The sequence below is a fragment of the Acidithiobacillus sp. HP-2 genome, from assembly GCF_015100155.1.
Classification (GTDB): Bacteria; Pseudomonadota; Gammaproteobacteria; order Acidithiobacillales; family Acidithiobacillaceae; genus Acidithiobacillus.
Genome location: NZ_JACKZA010000003.1, coordinates 113182 through 133880, shown reverse-complemented (window position 1 = coordinate 133880; position 20699 = coordinate 113182). Strand labels below are relative to the sequence as shown.

19 protein-coding genes and 4 tRNA genes are annotated in these 20699 nt (G+C 53.1%); 3 read left to right on the top strand and 20 right to left on the bottom strand.

What is annotated here, in order from left to right:
* Nucleotides 1-14 precede the first annotated feature (14 nt).
* From rpsG to H7F11_RS03215, 15 genes are all read right to left on the bottom strand, one after another.
* Nucleotides 15-485 (bottom strand): 30S ribosomal protein S7, encoded by a 471-nt coding sequence (gene rpsG / locus H7F11_RS03285; RefSeq protein WP_010641428.1) that lies wholly within the window; start codon nt 483-485, stop codon nt 15-17.
* A 26-nt stretch (nt 486-511) separates the two neighbouring features.
* Nucleotides 512-883: a 30S ribosomal protein S12 gene (rpsL, locus tag H7F11_RS03280; RefSeq protein ID WP_010641426.1), complete on the bottom strand. Its 372-nt coding sequence runs from the start codon at nt 881-883 to the stop codon at nt 512-514.
* Nucleotides 884-992: 109 nt separating this feature from the next.
* On the bottom strand, nt 993-5150 hold the full coding sequence (rpoC, locus tag H7F11_RS03275; RefSeq protein ID WP_193649887.1) for a DNA-directed RNA polymerase subunit beta': 4158 nt from the start codon (nt 5148-5150) through the stop codon (nt 993-995).
* Between the two features lie 33 nt (nt 5151-5183).
* Complete coding sequence (gene rpoB, locus H7F11_RS03270) at nt 5184-9272, bottom strand: DNA-directed RNA polymerase subunit beta (RefSeq protein WP_193649837.1); 4089 nt, start codon at nt 9270-9272, stop codon at nt 5184-5186.
* 126 nt (nt 9273-9398) lie between these two features.
* A complete protein-coding gene (gene rplL / locus H7F11_RS03265; RefSeq protein ID WP_024895005.1) occupies nt 9399-9785 on the bottom strand; it encodes a 50S ribosomal protein L7/L12 in 387 nt (128 codons plus the stop codon).
* A gap of 29 nt (nt 9786-9814) precedes the next feature.
* The gene (rplJ, locus tag H7F11_RS03260) at nt 9815-10336 is read right to left on the bottom strand and encodes a 50S ribosomal protein L10 (RefSeq protein WP_193649836.1); all 522 of its coding nucleotides are present in this window, start codon (nt 10334-10336) and stop codon (nt 9815-9817) included.
* Between the two features lie 142 nt (nt 10337-10478).
* Nucleotides 10479-11171, bottom strand: a complete 693-nt coding sequence (gene rplA, locus H7F11_RS03255) for a 50S ribosomal protein L1 (RefSeq protein WP_193649835.1) — start codon at nt 11169-11171, stop codon at nt 10479-10481.
* Nucleotides 11172-11174: 3 nt separating this feature from the next.
* A complete protein-coding gene (gene rplK, locus H7F11_RS03250) occupies nt 11175-11603 on the bottom strand; it encodes a 50S ribosomal protein L11 (RefSeq protein WP_010641411.1) in 429 nt (142 codons plus the stop codon).
* Between the two features lie 53 nt (nt 11604-11656).
* Nucleotides 11657-12190: a transcription termination/antitermination protein NusG gene (gene nusG / locus H7F11_RS03245; RefSeq protein ID WP_142089395.1), complete on the bottom strand. Its 534-nt coding sequence runs from the start codon at nt 12188-12190 to the stop codon at nt 11657-11659.
* Complete coding sequence (gene secE / locus H7F11_RS03240) at nt 12191-12541, bottom strand: preprotein translocase subunit SecE (RefSeq protein ID WP_010641408.1); 351 nt, start codon at nt 12539-12541, stop codon at nt 12191-12193. It lies immediately after the preceding gene.
* 20 nt (nt 12542-12561) lie between these two features.
* Nucleotides 12562-12637 (bottom strand) — tRNA-Trp (locus tag H7F11_RS03235).
* Between the two features lie 51 nt (nt 12638-12688).
* Entirely contained in the window at nt 12689-13879 is a 1191-nt protein-coding gene (tuf, locus tag H7F11_RS03230; RefSeq protein WP_193649834.1) for an elongation factor Tu, read from the bottom strand.
* 41 nt (nt 13880-13920) lie between these two features.
* Nucleotides 13921-13996, bottom strand: a tRNA-Thr gene (locus tag H7F11_RS03225).
* A gap of 7 nt (nt 13997-14003) precedes the next feature.
* Nucleotides 14004-14077: transfer RNA gene (locus H7F11_RS03220), tRNA-Gly, on the bottom strand.
* Nucleotides 14078-14137: 60 nt separating this feature from the next.
* Nucleotides 14138-14222 (bottom strand) — tRNA-Tyr (locus H7F11_RS03215).
* Nucleotides 14223-14476: 254 nt separating this feature from the next.
* Here H7F11_RS03215 and H7F11_RS03210 point away from each other — a divergent pair.
* From H7F11_RS03210 to H7F11_RS03200, 3 genes are all read left to right on the top strand, one after another.
* On the top strand, nt 14477-15121 hold the full coding sequence (locus tag H7F11_RS03210) for an OmpA family protein (protein WP_193649833.1): 645 nt from the start codon (nt 14477-14479) through the stop codon (nt 15119-15121).
* A gap of 101 nt (nt 15122-15222) precedes the next feature.
* Complete coding sequence (gene ubiB / locus H7F11_RS03205; protein ID WP_193649832.1) at nt 15223-16905, top strand: ubiquinone biosynthesis regulatory protein kinase UbiB; 1683 nt, start codon at nt 15223-15225, stop codon at nt 16903-16905.
* Between the two features lie 36 nt (nt 16906-16941).
* Nucleotides 16942-17286 (top strand): lipopolysaccharide assembly LapA domain-containing protein, encoded by a 345-nt coding sequence (locus H7F11_RS03200; protein WP_193649831.1) that lies wholly within the window; start codon nt 16942-16944, stop codon nt 17284-17286.
* Between the two features lie 22 nt (nt 17287-17308).
* Here H7F11_RS03200 and H7F11_RS03195 read toward each other — a convergent pair whose 3' ends face one another.
* The 5 genes from H7F11_RS03195 to H7F11_RS03175 all read right to left on the bottom strand — a co-directional run bounded on the left by H7F11_RS03195 (nt 17309) and on the right by H7F11_RS03175 (nt 20698).
* Complete coding sequence (locus tag H7F11_RS03195) at nt 17309-17884, bottom strand: tetratricopeptide repeat protein (protein ID WP_193649830.1); 576 nt, start codon at nt 17882-17884, stop codon at nt 17309-17311.
* Between the two features lie 112 nt (nt 17885-17996).
* A complete protein-coding gene (gene nusB, locus H7F11_RS03190) occupies nt 17997-18443 on the bottom strand; it encodes a transcription antitermination factor NusB (RefSeq protein ID WP_193649829.1) in 447 nt (148 codons plus the stop codon).
* Between the two features lie 6 nt (nt 18444-18449).
* Nucleotides 18450-18917: a 6,7-dimethyl-8-ribityllumazine synthase gene (ribE, locus tag H7F11_RS03185; protein ID WP_215885306.1), complete on the bottom strand. Its 468-nt coding sequence runs from the start codon at nt 18915-18917 to the stop codon at nt 18450-18452.
* A gap of 6 nt (nt 18918-18923) precedes the next feature.
* Nucleotides 18924-20045, bottom strand: coding sequence for a 3,4-dihydroxy-2-butanone-4-phosphate synthase (gene ribB, locus H7F11_RS03180; RefSeq protein ID WP_193649827.1), 1122 nt, complete (start codon nt 20043-20045; stop codon nt 18924-18926).
* The gene (locus tag H7F11_RS03175) at nt 20042-20698 is read right to left on the bottom strand and encodes a riboflavin synthase (protein WP_193649826.1); all 657 of its coding nucleotides are present in this window, start codon (nt 20696-20698) and stop codon (nt 20042-20044) included. The genes ribB and H7F11_RS03175 overlap by 4 nt, the downstream gene beginning before the upstream one ends.
* Nucleotide 20699 lies beyond the last annotated feature (1 nt).

Sequence of the window (20699 nt, the reverse complement as noted above, 5' to 3'; positions counted from 1 at the left end):
GAGAGTCCGGTCAATTACCAACGGAAATGCGCAAAGGCTTTATTGGCTTCTGCCATACGATGGGTTTCTTCACGCTTGCGAACGGCATTTCCACGATTTTCTGCTGCCTCAAGAATCTCGGCGGCGAGACGGTTGCCCATGGATTTTTCATTCCGCTTGCGCGCTGAATCACGCAGCCAGCGCATGGCCAAGGCCATTCTCCGGTCGGAACGAATTTCTACCGGCACCTGATAAGTAGCACCGCCGACGCGACGACTTTTGACCTCGACGACCGGACGGACATTGTCAATGGCCTTGCGAAATACTTCGAGAGCATCACTTTTACTGCGCTCCGCAACCATTTCAAGGGCACCGTAGACAATTTTTTCCGCCGTGCTTTTTTTGCCGTCACGCATCATGACATTCGCAAATTTGGCGATGACTTCTTCTTTATACTTGGGATCCGGGAGAACAATCCGCTTGGGGACTTCACGACGTCTGGGCATGGCGCAACAACTCCTTCAATCTTTGCTTACTTGGGACGCTTGGCGCCGTACTTGGAGCGGGACTGCTTGCGATTTTTCACGCCAGCGGTATCCAGGGTACCACGCACAATATGATAACGAACGCCGGGTAAATCCTTGACACGACCACCCCGGATGAGTACCACCGAGTGCTCCTGCAGGTTATGACCTTCACCAGGAATATAGCTACTTACCTCAAAACCATTCGTGAGACGCACACGGGCGACCTTACGCAATGCCGAGTTCGGCTTTTTAGGCGTCGTGGTGTAAACACGGGTACAAACTCCACGTTTTTGTGGATTTGCATCCAGGGCTGGCACCTTACTTTTGGCGACAGGCCGCTTGCGTGGCTTGCGCACGAGTTGATTTAATGTGGGCATTTACAATCTCCAGAGTACGATGATGGCACCCAGCCTCACCGATGAGAGGGCGCATTCTAGTGAGGCTCGCCCTGACTGTCAAGGCAAACCTCGGACATACCTTACAAAATTAAGGATTTTCGCTGTTCAACAAGACTTCTGCAGCAACAGATGATGATTCTCCACCAGTCGCCAACACCTCACCACGATTCAGTCGCCGGCGATGTTCATGGTAGGCAAGGCCTGTTCCAGCGGGAACCAGACGACCGACGATGACGTTTTCCTTTAGGCCACGCAGGTCATCCAGCTTTCCTGATACCGCTGCTTCGGTCAGTACACGCGTGGTTTCCTGGAAACTCGCCGCTGAAATAAATGACTCGGTAGACAAGCTGGCCTTGGTGATACCCAGCAGCATCGGCGTAAAGCGCGCCGGTTCCTTGCCATCCCGTTCCAACTGGGCATTTTCATCTTCAACCCGGGCCCGATCCACCTGGTCGCCAGTAATAAACGTTCCATCGCCACTGGAGGTCACCTCTACCCGCCGCAGCATCTGGCGCAGAATCACTTCAATGTGTTTGTCGTTAATGCGCACGCCCTGTAAGCGATAGACGTCCTGCACTTCGTCGACAATGTAATTCGCAAGCGCCTGGACACCCAACACCCGCAAGATGTCATGGGGTACAGGTTGGCCTTCTACCAGTTGCTCACCGGGAACAACACGCTCCCCTTCGTACACCGTAACGTGACGGCCCTTGGGAATGAGATACTCATGCTGTTCTGCATTTTCGTCGGTAATGATGAGGCGCTGCTTACCCTTGGTATCCTTGCCAAAGCCGACAATGCCTTCGTGCTCCGCAATAATTGCAAAGTCCTTGGGACGACGGGCTTCAAACAACTCGGCCACACGTGGCAAACCACCCGTAATATCGCGGGTTTTCGTGGTACCGGCGGGCAGACGGGCCAAAATGTCGCCCGGGAATATCTGCATCCCTTCCTGTACCGCAATAATCGCCCTTGCGGGCAGGAAATAACGTGCCGGCAAGTCGGTCCCCGGCAACTTGAGATCCTGGCCCTTTTCATCAAGGATACCAATGACCGGCCGCAAATCCCGGCCCTGCGGCGGACGCTGTTTCGTGTCAATGACCATCAAGGTCGACAGACCAGTTATTTCATCGGTCTGGATAGCGACACTGGCGCCTTCTACGGCATCTTTCAGTGATATTCTACCGCCTACCTCGCTGACAATCGGGCGCGTATGCGGATCCCATTCTGCAACCCGCATACCTGCCGTCACCGGAGCATTATCATTGACGAGCAATGTCGCGCCGTAAGGCATCTTGTAACGTTCTTTTTCACGACCCTGTTCGTCTGTCACGGTCACTTCACCATTACGACCGACAACGACGTGACGACCACTGGAGTGAGTCACTACGCGCAAATTCGACTGATAATGGAATATGCCACCCTGCTTCACATCCAGACTGCTTTGCGCAGCAGAACGACTGGCGGCACCACCAATATGGAAAGTCCGCATGGTCAACTGGGTACCCGGTTCGCCAATGGACTGCGCAGCGATGACACCGACCGCTTCACCGGCATTGACCAGATGGCCACGAGCCAGATCACGTCCATAACACAGGGCACAAACCCCGTGCCGCGAATGACAGGTGAGCGGTGAACGTACCTTCAATGCATCCACACCCAGTGCGTCGAGCTGGCCCAAATGCTGCTCCGCCAACATGGTATTGCGGGGGATGACAATCTCTCCGGTATTCGGATGCAGAAGATCTTCGGACAGAACGCGGCCAAGCACCCGGTCGCGCAAGGGTTCGATGACTTCCCCCCCTTCCACCAGAGAAGTCATGGGCAGGCCTTCTTCCGATCCACAATCGTGTTCAACCACTACCAGATCTTGAGTTACGTCAACCAGTCTGCGAGTCAGGTAACCGGAGTTTGCGGTCTTCAGTGCCGTATCCGCCAGTCCCTTACGGGCGCCGTGGGTCGAGATGAAGTACTGCAGAACGTTAAGCCCCTCTCGGAAATTCGCGGTAATAGGCGTTTCAATGATGGAGCCATCCGGCTTGGCCATCAGACCGCGCATACCGGCCAACTGACGAATCTGGGCCGCAGAACCACGCGCTCCTGAATCCGCCATCATGAAGATGGAATTAAAGGAATCCTGTTGCACCTTGCTGCCGTCTGGAAGTTCAACGGTTTCCTTGCTGACCCGATCCATCATGGCTTTGGCCACTTCATCGGTGGCTCTTGACCAGATATCGACGACTTTATTGTAACGTTCACCCTCGGTGACCAGGCCAGACGTATATTGGGCCTGTATAGCTTTAACCTCGTCTTCGGAGCGGCTGAGAATGCCTTCCTTCTCCTGCGGGGTCACCATATCGCCGGCACCAAATGAAATACCCGCACGGGTCGCCATACGGAAGCCGGTATACATCAGCTGATCCGCAAAAATAACCGTATCCTTGATTCCCAGGGTGCGGTAACACGTGTTGATCAGTTCGCCGATGACTTTTTTCTTCAGCACCCGGTTGATGACACTGAAGGGCAAACCTTCGGGCAAAATATCACCGAGCAGGGCGCGTCCGGCGGTAGTTTCAATGCGCTCGCCACGGAAGCGGACCGTGATGCGGGCATGGAGTCCCACCTGACCGGTTTCATAAGCCCTACGTACTTCGAGAATATCGGAGAACATGCCGCCGGTACCCTTGGCATCAGCACGCTCCTGACTGACATAGTAAAGTCCCAGCACAATATCCTGTGACGGCACGATGACCGGATCACCATTGGCAGGACTGAGTATGTTATTGGTCGACATCATTAATGTCCGGGCTTCGAGCTGGGCTTCCAACGACAGCGGTACGTGGACCGCCATCTGGTCACCGTCAAAGTCGGCGTTGTAGGCCGCACAAACCAGCGGATGCAGCTGAATGGCTTTGCCCTCGATCAATACCGGCTCAAACGCCTGGATGCCAAGACGGTGCAGGGTCGGGGCGCGGTTCAGCATGACGGGATGTTCGCGAATGACTTCTTCGAGAATATCCCAAACCTCGGGTTTTTCCTGCTCTACCAGGCGTTTGGCCGCCTTGATGGTCGTCGCCAAACCACGCTCTTCGAGTTTGTTAAAAATAAAGGGTTTGAACAACTCCAGCGCCATTTTCTTGGGAAGGCCACACTGATGCAGACGCAACTCGGGACCAACCACAATGACCGAACGGCCAGAGTAATCAACCCGCTTACCCAGCAGGTTCTGACGGAAACGCCCCTGCTTACCCTTGATCATATCTGCCAACGACTTGAGCGGACGCTTGTTGGGGCCGGAAATGGCGCGACCACGACGACCATTATCCAGAAGAGCATCAACCGCTTCCTGCAACATGCGTTTTTCGTTGCGTACGATAATATCCGGCGCTTTCAGTTCCAACAGGCGCTTCAGACGGTTGTTGCGGTTAATGACGCGACGATACAAATCGTTGAGATCCGAAGTCGCAAAACGACCACCATCCAAAGGCACCAGAGGACGCAGATCGGGTGGCAGCACCGGCAAAACTTCCAGGATCATCCATTCCGGACGATTCCCCGAAGATTCGAAACCTTCGAGTATTTTCAGACGCTTGCTCAGCTTTTTGGTTTTGGTATCCGAGTTACTTTCGCGCAGTTCATTACGGATGCGTTCAATTTCCTGAACCAGCGGAATGCCTCGCAACAGATCGCGAATACCTTCTGCACCCATTTTTGCGACAAATTCGTCACCATGTTCTTCGAGGGCATCCAGGTATTGGTCTTCACTCATGATCAGACCACGTTCCAGCGCGGTCACACCGGGATCCACCACTACATAGGCCTCAAAATACAGAACCCGCTCAATATCCCGTAATGGCATATCAAGTATCATACCCATACGACTCGGCAAGGACTTGAGGAACCAGATATGCGCTACCGGGCTGGCGAGCTCAATGTGGCCCATACGCTCACGACGCACGCGCGCCTGGGTGACTTCCACACCACATTTCTCACAGACCACGCCACGATGCTTGAGCCGCTTGTACTTGCCACAAAGACATTCGTAGTCCTTGATCGGGCCGAAAATCTTGGCACAGAACAAACCTTCGCGCTCGGGCTTGAAAGTACGATAGTTAATGGTCTCGGGCTTTTTTACTTCACCAAATGACCAGGAACGCACCTTGTCCGGAGAGGCAATGCCTATCCGTATGGCATCAAATTCTTCTTGCTGATCGTTTTGTTTAAAGAGCTTCAGTAAGTCTTTCAACGCATCCATCCTTGCCCGCCCGGGGCGGAAATATTACTTGGACTGTTCCAATTCAATGTCGATACCCAGCGAACGCAGCTCTTTCAACAGCACGTTGAAAGATTCCGGCATTCCAGCATCCATACGGAAATCGCCTTTGACAATGGACTCATACATTTTACTGCGGCCACTGACGTCATCAGACTTAACGGTCAGCATTTCCTGCAATGTATAAGCTGCTCCATACGCCTCCAGGGCCCAGACTTCCATTTCACCGAAGCGCTGGCCACCAAACTGAGCCTTGCCTCCCAGCGGTTGCTGAGTAACCAGACTGTACGGTCCGGTGGATCGGGCATGCATTTTGTCATCGACCAGATGGTGCAGCTTGAGCATATAGAGGTAACCCACCGTCACAGGACGATCAAAGGCTTCGCCGCTACGACCATCGTACAGGGTGACCTGACCACTACGCGGCAATCCCGCCAGCTCAAGCATATCGCGGATTTCTTCTTCAGCAGCGCCGTCAAATACGGGTGTTGCCATCGGTACGCCACCGCGCAAGTTCCGCGCCAGTTCCCGGATTTCCTCATCCGTAAGGCTATCAAGATCTTCTTTCTTGCCTGAACGGTTGTAGATTTCCGCCAGGAAGGCACGCATTTCCTTCATCGCCAGATCGCTTTCGAGCATTCCGGCAATTTTTTTACCCAGCCCTTTGGCAGCCCAGCCCAGATGGGTTTCCAGAATCTGACCCACGTTCATACGCGACGGCACACCCAGAGGATTAAGGACAATATCCACCGAAGTCCCATCAGCCAGATGCGGCATATCTTCTACGGGAACGATTTTGGATACCACGCCCTTGTTACCGTGACGCCCGGCCATTTTGTCACCCGGTTGTAGATGACGCTTGATGGCCACATGCACCTTGACCATTTTCAGCACACCAGGACTCAGATCATCGCCCTGGGTAAGCTTGCGACGTTTTTCTTCCAGCTCCGCGTCCAAACGTTGGCGCTGTTCCTCCAACTGGGCACGGATTTGTTCCAGTGCGTCATTACCTTCATCCGAACGCAAACGGATTTCAAACCATTTCGCGCGGGGCAGATCTTTCAGATATGCCTTGGTCACCTTGTTGCCGGCAGCAAGTCCATTGGGACCCCCTTCAGCCACCTTACCCGTCAACTGACGTTCAATACGCTGATAACTGTCTTCTTCAACAATGCGGTACTGATCGTTCAGATCCTTACGAATACGGTTCAGCTCATGTTCTTCAATAGACTTGGCACGTGCGTCCTTGTCAATACCATCGCGGGTAAACACCTGGACATCGATGACCGTTCCATACATACCTGCGGGCATGCGCATGGAGTTATCTTTCACATCCGAAGCCTTCTCTCCGAAAATGGCGCGTAACAGTTTTTCTTCCGGGGTCAGCTGGGTTTCACCCTTGGGAGTCACCTTACCTACCAGAATGTCACCGGGGGCCAGTTCTGCACCAATGACGACAATACCTGATTCATCCAGGTGACGCAGGGCACCTTCGGCCACATTCGGAATATCCCGCGTGATTTCTTCCGGCCCGAGTTTGGTATCACGGGCAAATACTGAGAATTCTTCGATATGGATGGTGGTATAACGATCTTCTGCCACCACACGTTCCGAAATCAGAATGGAGTCTTCAAAGTTGTATCCATTCCAGGGCATGAAAGCCACCAGCATGTTCTGACCCAGAGCCAGTTCACCCATTTCTGTGCTGGGTCCATCCGCCAATACATCCCCACGGCTGACTACATCACCGACTTTGACTACCGGACGCTGATTCAAGGTCGTATTCTGGTTGGAACGGGCGTACTTGACCAAATTGTAGATATCTACGCCAGGCTCTTCGGCCAATGTCTCTTCATCATTCACCCGGATAACAATGCGGGCACCATCGACAATATCGACCACCCCACCGCGCCGCGCGACTACTGCTGCACCGGAATCAATAGCCACCACCCGTTCCATGCCCGTGCCAACCATGGGCGCATCGGAACGAATGGTCGGAACCGCCTGGCGTTGCATGTTGGAGCCCATCAACGCGCGGTTGGCGTCATCATGCTCCAGGAAGGGGATCATGCTCGCCGCGACCGAAACAATCTGGCGGGGAGAAATATCCATGAACTGCACCTGATCCCGATTAGCCAGTGTCGTCTCGTTTTTGTGGCGGCAGGAGATGAGTTCTTCCACCAGCAGGCCATCATCATCCAGGACCGAGTTCGCCTGGGCGATAACATAATTACCTTCTTCAATGGCCGAGAGGTATTCGATTTCATCCGTTGCACGACGATCTACTACACGCCGGTAAGGTGTTTCCAGAAATCCGTAGTCGTTGGTCCGGGCATAGCAGGCCAAACTGTTGATCAAACCGATATTTGGGCCTTCCGGCGTTTCAATCGGACAGATCCGGCCATAGTGGGTCGGATGCACGTCACGGACTTCAAAACCGGCTCGTTCACGGGTCAAGCCACCCGGTCCCAGAGCGGAAACACGACGCTTATGAGTGACCTCGGAAAGTGGATTGGTCTGATCCATAAACTGGGAAAGCTGACTGGAGCCAAAGAACTCATTGACCACCGCAGCAATCGGCTTGGCATTGATCAGATCCTGAGGAGTCAACCCTTCACTCTCGGCGAGGGCCAGACGATCTTTGACCGCCCGTTCAACACGCACCAGTCCCAGACGGAACTGGTTCTCCATCAACTCGCCCACAGAACGCACCCGCCGGTTACCGAGATGATCAATATCGTCAATTTCGCCGATGCCGTTGCGCAGGGATACCAGCACCTTGAGTACGGCCAGGATATCCTCGCTGCTCAGCACTCCGGGACCCGTGATTTCTTCACGCCCGACGCGACGATTGAACTTCATCCGACCCACACCCGACAGGTCATAACGATCCGGGCTGAAAAACAGGCCCTGGAAAAGATTCTGGGCAGCATCCTTGGTCGGCGGCTCACCCGGGCGCATTAAGCGATAAATTTCCATCTGCGCTTCATGCGCATCACGGGATGTATCAATTCGAAGCGTCTCGGAAATATAGGGACCCCGATCAATTTCATTGATGTACAGGGTGTGCAGAGACAAAGAAGGTCCCTTGCGCAGCACATCGAGCACTTCTCCGGTAATGGGTTCATTGACTGCCAGCAGTACTTCACCGGTTTCCGGATTGACGACGTCCTTGGCAACCACCTTCCCAAGGACAAACACATCCGGTACGGGCAGCTGCTGTAATCCCGGAACTTCGGTCAGCGCTTTGATATGACGCGCAGTAATGCGTTTGCCAGTAGCAACAAGCACTTCACCCGTTGCCGGGTTGACTATATCAAAGCTGGCAATTTCCCCCTGAAGACGCTGGGGAATCAAATCATAATTCAGCTCTCCATCCAGAATATGGAAGCTATCTGTCTCAAAAAACATTTCGAGAATATCTTCCGTACCATAACCCAGCGCCCGTAACAAAGTAGTTGCCGGCAATTTGCGACGCCGATCAATGCGCGCGTAAACATGGTCCTTGGGATCAAACTCAAAATCCAGCCAGGAACCGCGATAGGGAATGATACGGGCATTAAATAACAGTTTGCCCGAGGAGTGGGTTTTACCCCGATCATGGTCAAAAAACACACCCGGTGAACGGTGCAGCTGCGAAACAATAATGCGCTCGGTACCATTAATGACAAACGAACCGTGTTCGGTCATGAGCGGTATTTCCCCCATGTACACGTCCTGTTCCTTCACATCTTTGACCCGCTTGGCGCCGGTGCTGTCATCCTTTTCCATGACCGCCAGGCGCAACCGTACGCGCAGGCCGGCATTAAAGGTCAGACCGCGCTGACGACATTCCACCACATCAAAAGCCGGTTTTTCCAGACGATAGGAAACATAATCCAGCATGGCATTGCCGGAGTAGCTCTCCATCGGAAAAATCGAGCGGAAAACCGCCTCTAGCCCTGTTTCCTTGCGCGCCGCCGGAGCCGTTGACTCCTGGAGGAACTCCCGATAAGAATCCATCTGCGTAGCCAGCAGATATGGCACTGCGAGAATGCTCTGGCTTTTGCCAAAGTCTTTACGAATCCGTTTCTTTTCAGTAAAAGAGTAGGCCATGGATGCTCCGCGCGACGACCGCAAGGTTCAGGGAAAACACCTAAAGCTGCTTTCCACAAACGATGAAGGGGCTGGCAACCGTATTTGTTGCCAGCCAGATAAACTGCTTAATACGTGTACAACAGATTACTTGATCTCCGCCTCGGCACCAGCCTCGACGAGTTGGGCCTTGACGCTTTCGGCCTCAGCCTTGGCGACGCCTTCTTTCACAGCCTTGGGCGCGCCGTCGACCAGATCCTTGGCTTCTTTCAGGCCAAGACCGGTAATGGCACGCACTACCTTGATGGTGTTCACCTTGTTGGCACCAGCACTGGTCAGAATGACATCAAATTCAGTTTGTTCTTCTGCTGCAGCAGCTCCATCACCACCAGCAGCACCACCGGCAGGGGCGGCAACGGCTACTGCGGCTGCAGAAACACCAAATTTTTCTTCCATTTCCTTGATCAGTTCGGAAAGTTCAAGAACCGTCATGCCTGCAATAGCGTCTAAAATTTCAGCTTTGGACAATGCCATTTTACAACTCCTTCATCATTAATTTTGAGTTAGGCAGCGCGTTGATCGCGAACTGCTGCAAGGACCCGAACAAAACGACTCGGAACCTCGTTGAGGGTGCGTACGAAACCGGATACAGGCGCCTGCATGGTGCCGAGCAACTTGGCCAGCAATTCTTCACGAGACGGCATTTTGCTCAATTGGGCAATAGCCGCAGCATCAATCTGCTTGCCACTCAATACGCCACCGGTAACCACCAGCTTGTCAAAACGCTTGGCGAAATCCGTAAAAATTTTGGCTAATGCCACCGGATCTTCCGCCGCTCCAAATACCAGGGGTCCCTTCAACAAAGAGTCCATGACTGCGAATGGCGTGCCCGCCAGGGCCCGCTTCAACAGCGTGTTTTTTACCACCTGAACATGTACGGACTGTTTCAGAGCTTCTGCCCGAAACGCCGTCATTTGTGCCACAGTCAAACCACGATACTCTGCTACCACAGTGGCTTGCGCCTCTGTGATTTTGGCTTGAAGGGCGATGACGACCTGTTCCTTTTCTGCGAGTTTGAGACTCACGTGAATGTCACCTCCTATCTAACCGAGGCGGCCAAAAGGTTGGCGCGCCGTCGCCTACGCAGGGAAAAACATTAAGGCTTGCGCCCCCTGCGGTCTTTGTACGCCGGCTCACGCCGACCTTTCCGCCCGAAGACAGAAACTGTTACGCCAAGCCAGAAAGATCTACGCCGACCCCGGGACCCATGGTCGGAGACAAACTGACTTTACGAATATAAATGCCCTTGCTGGTAGCCGGTTTGGCTTTACGCAAGCTGTCAATCAGCGCCATCAGGTTTTCCTGCAGGGCTTTAGCTTCAAAGGAAGACTTGCCAATACTGCTATGCACAATACCGCCCTTGTCGGCACGGTAACGCACCTGACCACCCTTGGCATTGACTACTGCGGTACGCACATCTGCCGTAACGGTACCCACTTTGGGGTTTGGCATCAAACCTCGCGGCCCCAGAACCGGGCCCAAAGTGCCGACAATACGCATCGCATCTGGAGTGGCAATGACCACGTCAAAATCCATCTGTCCGGCCTTGACCTGTTCGGCCAGATCTTCCATGCCAACGATATCGGCTCCAGCTTCACGGGCTTCATTAGCCTTGTCAGCTGTTGCAAACACGGCGACCCGCATTTGTTTACCGGTGCCATTGGGTAACACTACCGCGCCGCGAACCACCTGATCGGATTTGCGGGGATCAATCCCCAAACCGACTGCGACATCCACTGATTCATCGAACTTGGCCGTGGCTATTTTCTTGACCAGGTCCAATGCTTCTTCAATGGCGTAGCGTTGGTTGCGATTGACCAAATCACGAGCAGCGGTACTCCGTTTGGATTTATTAGCCATGTCTTAGCCCTCCACCGTCAGGCCCATACTCCGGGCAGTACCACGCACACTCCGTTTGGCCGATTCCAGATTTTCGGTATTGAGATCGGGCATCTTGGTCTTGGCGATTTCCTCGACCTGCGCCTCTGTCACCTTACCGACCTTCATGGTATTTGGACGGCCGCTACCTTTTGGTAAGCCTGCAGCTTTCATCAACAACACGGCAGCGGGTGGGGTTTTAACTTCAAAAGTAAAACTTTTGTCTGCAAATACCGTAATCACCACGGGCAATGGCAAACCGGGTTCTACACCCTGAGTTTGGGCATTAAAAGCCTTGCAAAATTCCATGATATTGAGGCCGCGCTGACCCAAGGCCGGACCAATGGGCGGACTCGGATTGGCTTGGGTAGCCTTAACCTGCAATTTGATATAACCAGTTATTTTCTTTGCCATTACTCAGCTCCTGTGAGGTGCAAACGCCGTCAGGCTCCCTCGTCATGTAACCGTCAGACTTTTTCTACCTGACCGAAATCCAGCTCTACGGGGGTGGAGCGACCAAAAATGGTGACCGACACCCGCAGTTTACTTTTCTCAAAATTGACTTCTTCAACCACACCATTAAAGTCCTTGAAAGGACCGTCGATGACCCGCACCTGCTCGCCCGCATCGAAACTGAATTTCGGACGCGGCTTTTCAACGCCTTCCTTGATGCGATCCATGATGGCATCAGTCTCTGCATCACTGAGCGGATGCGGACGCCCGACCGAACCTCCCACAAAACCGGTGACCCTGGGTGTGCTTTTCACAAGATGCCAGGTTGTATCATCCATTTCCATTTGCACGAGAACGTAGCCTGGATAAAACATGCGCTGTGAATTGGTTTTTTGACCATTTCGCATTTCCACGACTTCTTCCACAGGAACCAGTATCTCGCCAAAACAATCGCCAAGACCCTCGCGTTGCGCCCGCTCGCGAATTTCTGCCTGAACTTTCTTCTCAAAACCCGAGAATGCATGTACTACATACCAACGCATAGCCATTTAGCCAACTCCTCCGAGTAGTAGCCGTACCACACCAAGGAGTGCCAGATCGACCAACCACAGAAAGGCCGCAATAACGGCAATCAACCCTATGATAATGGCAGTGCTCCGCAATACTTCAGGGCGGGTTGGCCAGACGACTTTCAGCAATTCAAGATACGCTTCCCGAAAAAATACCAAAAGCTTCTTTCCGCTTTCACTATAGGCAAACAAGCCTGCGGCAATCAGCAGGCCGACTGCCAACCCAACACTCGGGTAATACGTCCCGATACGCGTGGGGATCAGAAAATACGCGAACACCCCGAGGGCAGCGAAACCTGCCGCAAAATAGAGCTTCACTTTTTCCGACATGACCACCGCACCTTTAATAATGGCAGGGCAGGAGGGGATCGAACCCCCAACCTGCGGTTTTGGAGACCGCTGCTCTACCAATTGAGCTACTGCCCTGCAGACGGCAAACGGCGGACAGGCCGCCGTTCAACTTTACAACTAACTGACTTACTCGACTACCTTGGACACGACGCCAGCACCTACCGTACGGCCACCTTCACGTACCGCAAAGCGCAAACCTTCTTCCATCGCAATCGGGGCAATCAGCGCAACCTTGAACAACACGTTGTCACCAGGCATCACCATCTCTACCCCTTCCGGCAATTCCACAGCACCGGTTACGTCCGTGGTCCGGAAGTAAAACTGTGGACGGTAGCCGTTGAAAAACGGGGTGTGGCGTCCGCCTTCTTCTTTCGACAGGACATACACTTCCGCTTCAAAACGGGTGTGCGGTTTGATGCTGCCGGGCTTGGCCAGTACCTGTCCACGCTCCACGTCGTCTTTCTTGGTGCCACGCAGCAACACGCCGACGTTGTCTCCCGCCTGCCCCTGATCCAGAATCTTCCGGAACATTTCTACACCGGTGACAATGCTCTTGGCGGTGTCGCGGATGCCGATGATTTCAATTTCATCACCGACCTTGACAATACCACGCTCAATACGGCCGGTGACCACGGTGCCACGTCCGGAAATCGAGAAGACGTCTTCGATCGGCATCAGGAAGGGCTTGTCGACCGGACGCTCAGGCAGGGGGATGTAGCTGTCGAGGGCGTCTGCGAGTTTGAAAATGGCGGGTTCGCCGATGTCGCTCTGATCGCCTTCCAGGGCCTTCAGGGCTGATCCAATGATCACTGGGATATCGTCTCCCGGGAAATCATACTTGGACAGCAGTTCGCGGACTTCCATTTCGACCAGCTCAAGCAGTTCGGCGTCATCCACCATGTCGGCCTTGTTCAGGAACACGACAATGTAGGGAACGCCCACCTGACGGGCCAGCAGAATGTGTTCACGCGTCTGCGGCATGGGGCCGTCCGCTGCCGAACAGACCAGAATGGCGCCATCCATCTGCGCCGCGCCGGTGATCATGTTCTTGACGTAGTCGGCGTGTCCGGGGCAGTCCACGTGGGCATAGTGACGCGCTTCCGTCTCATACTCCACGTGTGAGGTCGCGATCGTGATGCCACGTGCCCGTTCTTCAGGCGCGTTATCAATCTGATCATAGGCCCGTACTTCTCCACCAAACTTCGTCGACAGCACCTTCGTCAGCGCCGCCGTCAATGTGGTCTTCCCATGGTCCACGTGACCAATCGTTCCCACGTTTACATGCGGCTTCGTCCGCTCAAATTTCCCTTTGGACATCAGAAACTCCCCAAGAAAACAGACCCAAGAAAAAAACAATATGGAGCCCACAACCGGATTCGAACCGGTGACCTCTTCCTTACCAAGGAAGTGCTCTACCGCCTGAGCTATGTGGGCCTACTTCTGGAGCGGGTGATGGGAATCGAACCCACACCATCAGCTTGGAAGGCTGAGGTTCTACCATTGAACTACACCCGCATAAACCGTGGCGCCCGCGCCGCTTACTGCTTATTTACCTATACACTTATGATCAAAATATGGTGGAGGGAGGAGGATTCGAACCTCCGAAGGCAGAGCCGTCAGATTTACAGTCTGATCCCTTTGACCGCTCGGGAACCCCTCCACGATTAGCGGCGCATTGTGCCGCTTACTGCTGGTACCTGTCAATAGAAATTATGACAATCTCTGTCGCACTTTTTTATCCCTCACCACGCCAATCGAGTGCCCCAGGTTGTTTTTTTATATTGATTTTAAAAGATCCTCCTCGCATATTGTGCCCAATTCTTGACATCGTTGCCGATTTACAACATTCTCTGCGTGGCTGTACTAGATTTTGCCAGGTGGATTTCTGCCCGGGCTTGAGAGGAGGGTTTATAAATGCAACATATTAAACGTATTACGCTGATGGTTGCCATCAGCGGTGGTTTTATTGTTGGAACGGCGTTTGCCGATAATGCTTACACCGGTTATGCCATTCAGGCTGGTGGAAAGCCGGTAGTCACATCCACTGGTGCTTGTGTACGTGGAGGACGTCCAGTCACGGATGGTCCCATTCCTACTTATTGCGCACCTCAGCCTGCTCCGGTTGCGGTAAAGCCAGCACCCGTTCCGGCCCCCGTTCCGGCACCTATTGCCCCAGTCGAACGTACCGTTCTGGTCAGCAAGCCCATTACCATTACTGGCATCAACTTTAAATTTGATTCCTACAAACTCCTGAATCATGACATCAGGGTTCTGGACGAAGTTGCCGATTTTGCAAAAAATCATCCGGCGGCTGTTCTGGACGTGAATGGATACTGCAGCAAGGTGGGTAGTTACGCCTACAACCTGAAGCTGTCCAAGTTGCGCGCTCAAAGCGTTGCTCAATACCTTGCCAATCATGGTGTTTCCAATGATCGCATGGTCTTGAAAGGACATTCCTACAATGATCCAGTCGCCAGCAACGCCACTTCACAAGGGCGTTTCCTGAACCAGCGTGTGGAAATCAATTCCAACATCAAGGTTCAAAAAACAGTTCAGTAACTAGCTCTTAACGGCTTAATAAGGCGGGTCGTCATTGATCCGCCTTTTTTGTGTTTTTTGCCCATCATGCAGCAGTCAAATTCCATGCTAGACTAGCGACCATGCGACAATCCCTGCTTCGTTTCGTACGTACTCTGCACATCACTCGCGTCCTGGTGCGGTACCGCCTGGATGAAGTGATTTATTTTCTGCCTATATTGAAGCCGTATCAGGCTATTTTACGCCTTAGCCCCATGTCCTGGCTGGGTCCTAAACCCCAGGGGGATTTTGCAGAACGGCTACGCCAGGCGCTGGAAACTCTGGGACCGACCTTTATTAAGCTCGGTCAAATGTTGTCGACCCGACGCGATCTTCTGCCTGATTACATCACTCAGGAACTGGCCAAGCTGCAGGATTCCGTCCCGCCCTTCCCCTCTGAAGAAGCTTGCAAAATCATTGAAAGCGCGTTGGGCAAACCCATCAATACGCTGTTTTCAGAGTTTCATTCCAAACCGGCTGCGGCGGCTTCTATTGCTCAGGTCCATTTCGGCGTGCTGCAGGATGGTCTTGAAGTTGCTATTAAGGTCCGCCGTCCCGGCTTAAGACGAATTATTGATCAGGACCTGGCTATTTTAGGCCTGTTGGCTGATTTGGCAGAACGCTATTCCCAGGAAGGACGCCGGCTGAGAATTCGTGCTGTTGTGGCGGAATATGCCAAGACCTTGCGCGGAGAACTGGATTTACTTCGCGAAGCCGCTAATGCCAGTCAATTACGTCGCAATTTTGCCGCCGATCCTGATCTGCTTTATATCCCCGAAATTTACTGGGATTACTGCAGTTCCTCGGTTCTGGTCATGGAACGTATTTACGGTATCCCGATTGGTCAGTTGGATGCCTTACGTGCTGCCGGCATCAACTTTGATCAACTCTCCAGACGCGCCGCAGATATTTTCTTCCGTCAGGTTTTTCGTGACGCCTACTTTCATGCTGATATGCATCCCGGCAACATTTTCATAGATCCCCAAAGCGGGCGTTTTATTGCTGTGGATTTTGGCATCATGGGTAGTCTGGATGATGCCAGCCAGCATTATCTGGCGGAAAACATGATCGCCTTTTTTCAAAGAGATTACAGGAGAGTCGCCGAGGCGCATGTGGAGGCAGGCTGGGTTCCGCCCGACACCAATGTTCAGGATTTTGAAATGGCGATCAGGGCCATTGCCGAGCCTGTATTTGAAAGACCCTTAAACGAAATTTCTGTGGCTAACCTGTTGCTGCGCTTGTTCCAGACGACCCGGGCCTTTCACATGCAAACCCAGCCCCAGCTACTATTGCTCCAGAAAACTTTGGTGAACGTCGAAGGTATCGCCCGCGATTTCAATCCTGCATTGAACATGTGGGAAGTTGCCACTCCACTGCTGACTGAATGGCTGAGTCGCCAGCGCGGTCCCCGTGGCTGGTGGACGGAAATGAAGCGCCATTTTCCAGAATGGGGACTGGTCCTTCCGGAAATGCCCGTTTTACTGCATGGCATTCTTCGTCAGGCCCAGCAGGGAGAGCTACCCCTGGTTATCCGCAATCAGGATCTGGAAGGAATTCGTAAGGAAATCCGTCGCGGCATGCTGCGCCTTTCATTTGGTGTCAGTGGTACTTTCATTGTCGTCGGCATTGGTATTATGGCGGCACTCGCACATAAGCTGGATTCCGCGATTCTCGATCTGCCTCTCTGGGCATGGTTGATTTTACTACCCGGAGTCACCTGGATTGGTGTTCGTTGGGTTGGCAGTTTTTTCAGAATCCGGGATTGACGCTTAATCGATAAACAGCAAGGGAGGGTTGCTATTATGTGGGTCATTATTTCGCTGGTGATAGCCGCTGTGGCTGTCCTATTCGCCGTACAGAATAATACCATGACATCCGTGCATTTTTTTTCATGGACTTTTGCCCAATCTCAGGGCGTGATTTTACTGGGTGGATTTGTGGCAGGTTTTATCGCCAGCATGCTGATCTATCTGCCCACCCATATCCGTAACAAGCTCAAAATACGTCGTCATGAGCGCCGCCTGTCTGATCTTGAAGGGCAACTCAATGAAGAAAAGGGCAAGCGGGAGTATATTGAAAAGGAACACGCCGCTGCCTTACGCATCCAGAAAAACAACGGTATTACCGGATCCAAGACCGAAAGCTGAGAACCCGGCGGTACTGGTCCGCTTATTCGGCTTTTTTGTCAGCGACGGGAACCGCAGAAGCCGTTTTATTAATCGGCACGGTACGGGCAAGTACTTCAAGGTTTTTGGTAGCTTGCGTGTTACCTGCTTCTGCCGCCTTGTGCCACCACAATGCCGCTTTGGCGTAATCCTGAGGAACACCCTGGCCCATGAAATAGAGGTTACCCAGATTATACTGAGCAGCCGAAACTCCCAACTCTGCAGCCTTGTTCCACCAGTAGGCCGCTTTGATCAGGTCTTTGGGCACACCCTGACCAAAATAATATTGCATGCCCAGGTTGTACTCGGCCTTGCCGTAACCATGCATGGCTGATTTCTCAAACCACTGTGCCGCCAACGTGTAATTTTGTGGCACACCATCGCCCAATGCGCAGCGGGTACCAATGCTGTTTTCCAGTTTGGCGGTGGTCAAATCGGTCGGCTGCGAGCTGGCTGAGTCTTCCATTTCTGCTTTATGGGCCGTCGTCTGGGCATCGGCCAAGGGTACGGCAAGGAACAAAAACGCGGCAGCCGAACAAGCAAGCACCGCAGGATTGGACAATAAACGATGTGCAGACATGATTCACTCCATAAATGAGGATTAATAGCTTTCAGATGTGAAGGTTACACCATAAAGCTAAGAAACTGCCACAACTTTTTATGCTAACCTCCCAACCAGGGAAAATCCTCTTTCAGGATTTTGTGCTTTGCTCTATCTCACTCTGGCGCCAGCGCTGGGCAAGCTTGTCGAGTACCGCATTGACAAAGCGATGCCCCTGTTCAGCCCCGAAAGCCTTTCCCAATTCAATGGCTTCATTGATGACTACCCGGTATGGTGTCTGCGGCAGATCACGGAGCTCGTAGGCGGCAAGGCGCAAAATGGCACGCTCCACTTCGCTGATTTCATCAGTCCAACGCCGATCCGGAATTTCTTCGGCAATGGCCGGATCCAACTGCGGAATCGCCTGACAAACGCCCTCCCATACTGTCGCAAAAAAAACGCGATCGGCGCCCTGAAGCCGTTCAGGGTCTGCAGTAAACTGAAGCGCAATTTCTGCACAATGTCCCGGATTCAGTTGCCACTGATAAAGGGCCTGGATAATAGCCTGACGCGCCAGGCGACGACGACTGTTTTTCATGGAGGCTCAGATCTGACCCAGAAGCTGTACCATTTCGAGAGCCGTCATGGCCGCATCAAAACCTTTATTTCCTGCCTTGGTACCGGCGCGCTCAATAGCCTGTTCAATGCTGTCGGTAGTTAAAATCCCGAAAACAACCGGAATACCAGTGTCCATGGCCACCTGTGCCACCCCCTTGGAAACCTCTCCTGCCACATAATCAAAATGGGGAGTTCCACCACGAATAACGGCACCCAGACAAAGAACCGCATCATAATTTCCACTTCGGGCCAGTTTTTGCGCAACTAATGGAATTTCATAAGCGCCCGGCACATACACCACATGAATTTGTTCATCACTGGCACCATGGCGACGCAAACCATCTATAGCGCCTTGCTCCAGTTGCTGAGTAATGAAACTGTTAAAGCGGCTGACCAGCAGGACAAAACGAAACTTGCCAGCCTGGAGACTACCTTCTATTTGCTGAATCATGATTTTTCCTTATTTATTTTCCTGAAATGGACGCTGGCCCACAATTTCGAGACCAAATCCGCCAATACCCCGGTACTGGAAATGGCTGTCACTCAGCACCTCGGCACGATGCACGCCCAGATCCGTGAGGATTTGTGCGCCAATACCAAAAGTACGCAAAACCCGACCAGCATCTCCAGCCTGCCCGGGTCCTTTGGGCATTTCCGGCAAGGCAGATACTTCCTGGACCAGCTCTTCCACTCTTTCTTCATGGTGCAAGTACACCAGCACGCCCCGACCCTCTGCCGCAATCCGCTCTAACGCGCGCGTATTGGGACTGGCCGCTCCCGCAAACAGATCATTCAGGGTTTTACCTACCTGAACACGCACCAGCACGGGACTTTCTGTAGCCGCCACTTCACCCATGACCAGGGCAAAATGCGTTTCTTTCGCTACCCAGTCCCGATAAACTGTTAGCTGGAATTCTCCATAGGGACTCTGCCAGGGTCCCTGGGCTTGACGCTCGACAATCCGCTCTCTTTCAAGGCGATAGCGGATCAAGTCCGCAATGGTGCCAATTTTAAGTCCATGCTCCGCTGCATAGGGAAGCAGATCGGGTAAACGAGCCATTTCCCCATCGGCATTGAGAATTTCGCAAATCACACCTGCTGGCTGACAACCCGCCAGTCGTGCCAGATCCACGGCCGCTTCGGTATGCCCGGCACGAACCAGAACCCCACCCGGCTCGGCAGCAAGGGGGAAAATATGTCCGGGCATGACCAGATCTTCGGGAACAGCATTTTCAGCAATGGCGGCCTGAACAGTGGCTGCCCGGTCGGCTGCCGAAATGCCCGTAGTCACCCCCCGTGCCGCTTCAATGGATACCGTAAAGGCGGTTCCAAGGCTGGCCGTATTATGCCCGACCATTTGCGGCAGACGCAGCTGTTGGCAGCGCTCCCGGGTTAAAGGCAGACAGACCAGTCCGCGTGCCTGGGTCACCATAAAATTGATGGCAGCGGGAGTCACGAATTCCGCTGCCATGATCAGGTCACCCTCATTTTCACGGCCCTCGTCATCCATGAGGATCACCATACGACCCGCTGCAATTTCGGCAATAATTTCTTCGGCGGGACTGATTTTACCTTCACTCATACGGGATATCCTCTGGCAGCTAAAGATTCGCGGGTGATTTCCGATTTTAGCCCCGACTCCGCCTCTGTCGCTACCCAACGTTCCAGATAGCGGGCAATCAGGTCCACTTCGAGATTGACCGCCTGACCCGCACGCCAGGCTGATGCAGTCGTATTTGTCAGTGTATGGGGAATCAGATTCAGCATAAATTGCTCACCTTCCAGAGCATTGACGGTCAGGCTGATACCATCCACGCAAATACTGCCTTTGGCGGCGATATAGCGCAGCAGCTCGCGCGGTGCGGTCACCGCAAAAACCTGTGAACGTCCGGAATTATGCACACTATGGATTTGTCCGACCCCATCCACATGACCAGCTACCAGATGACCGCCCAGACGGTCAGCCAGACGCAGCGCTTTTTCGAGATTCACTGCACTACCTGATTTCAGGCTACCCAGCAGGGTCTTGTCCAGGGTCTCACGGGAAATATCCACGGCAAACCCGTCTTTGTACAGTTCTACTACGGTCAGACAAACACCCGATACAGCAATACTGTCACCGAGTTTGACATCACCCAGATCCAGCCCGCCAGAGGCGAGCGTCATCCGAAAATCACCGCCCTGAGGATGCAATTGGCGAACCTGACCCAAGGCCTCAATAATACCGGTGAACATG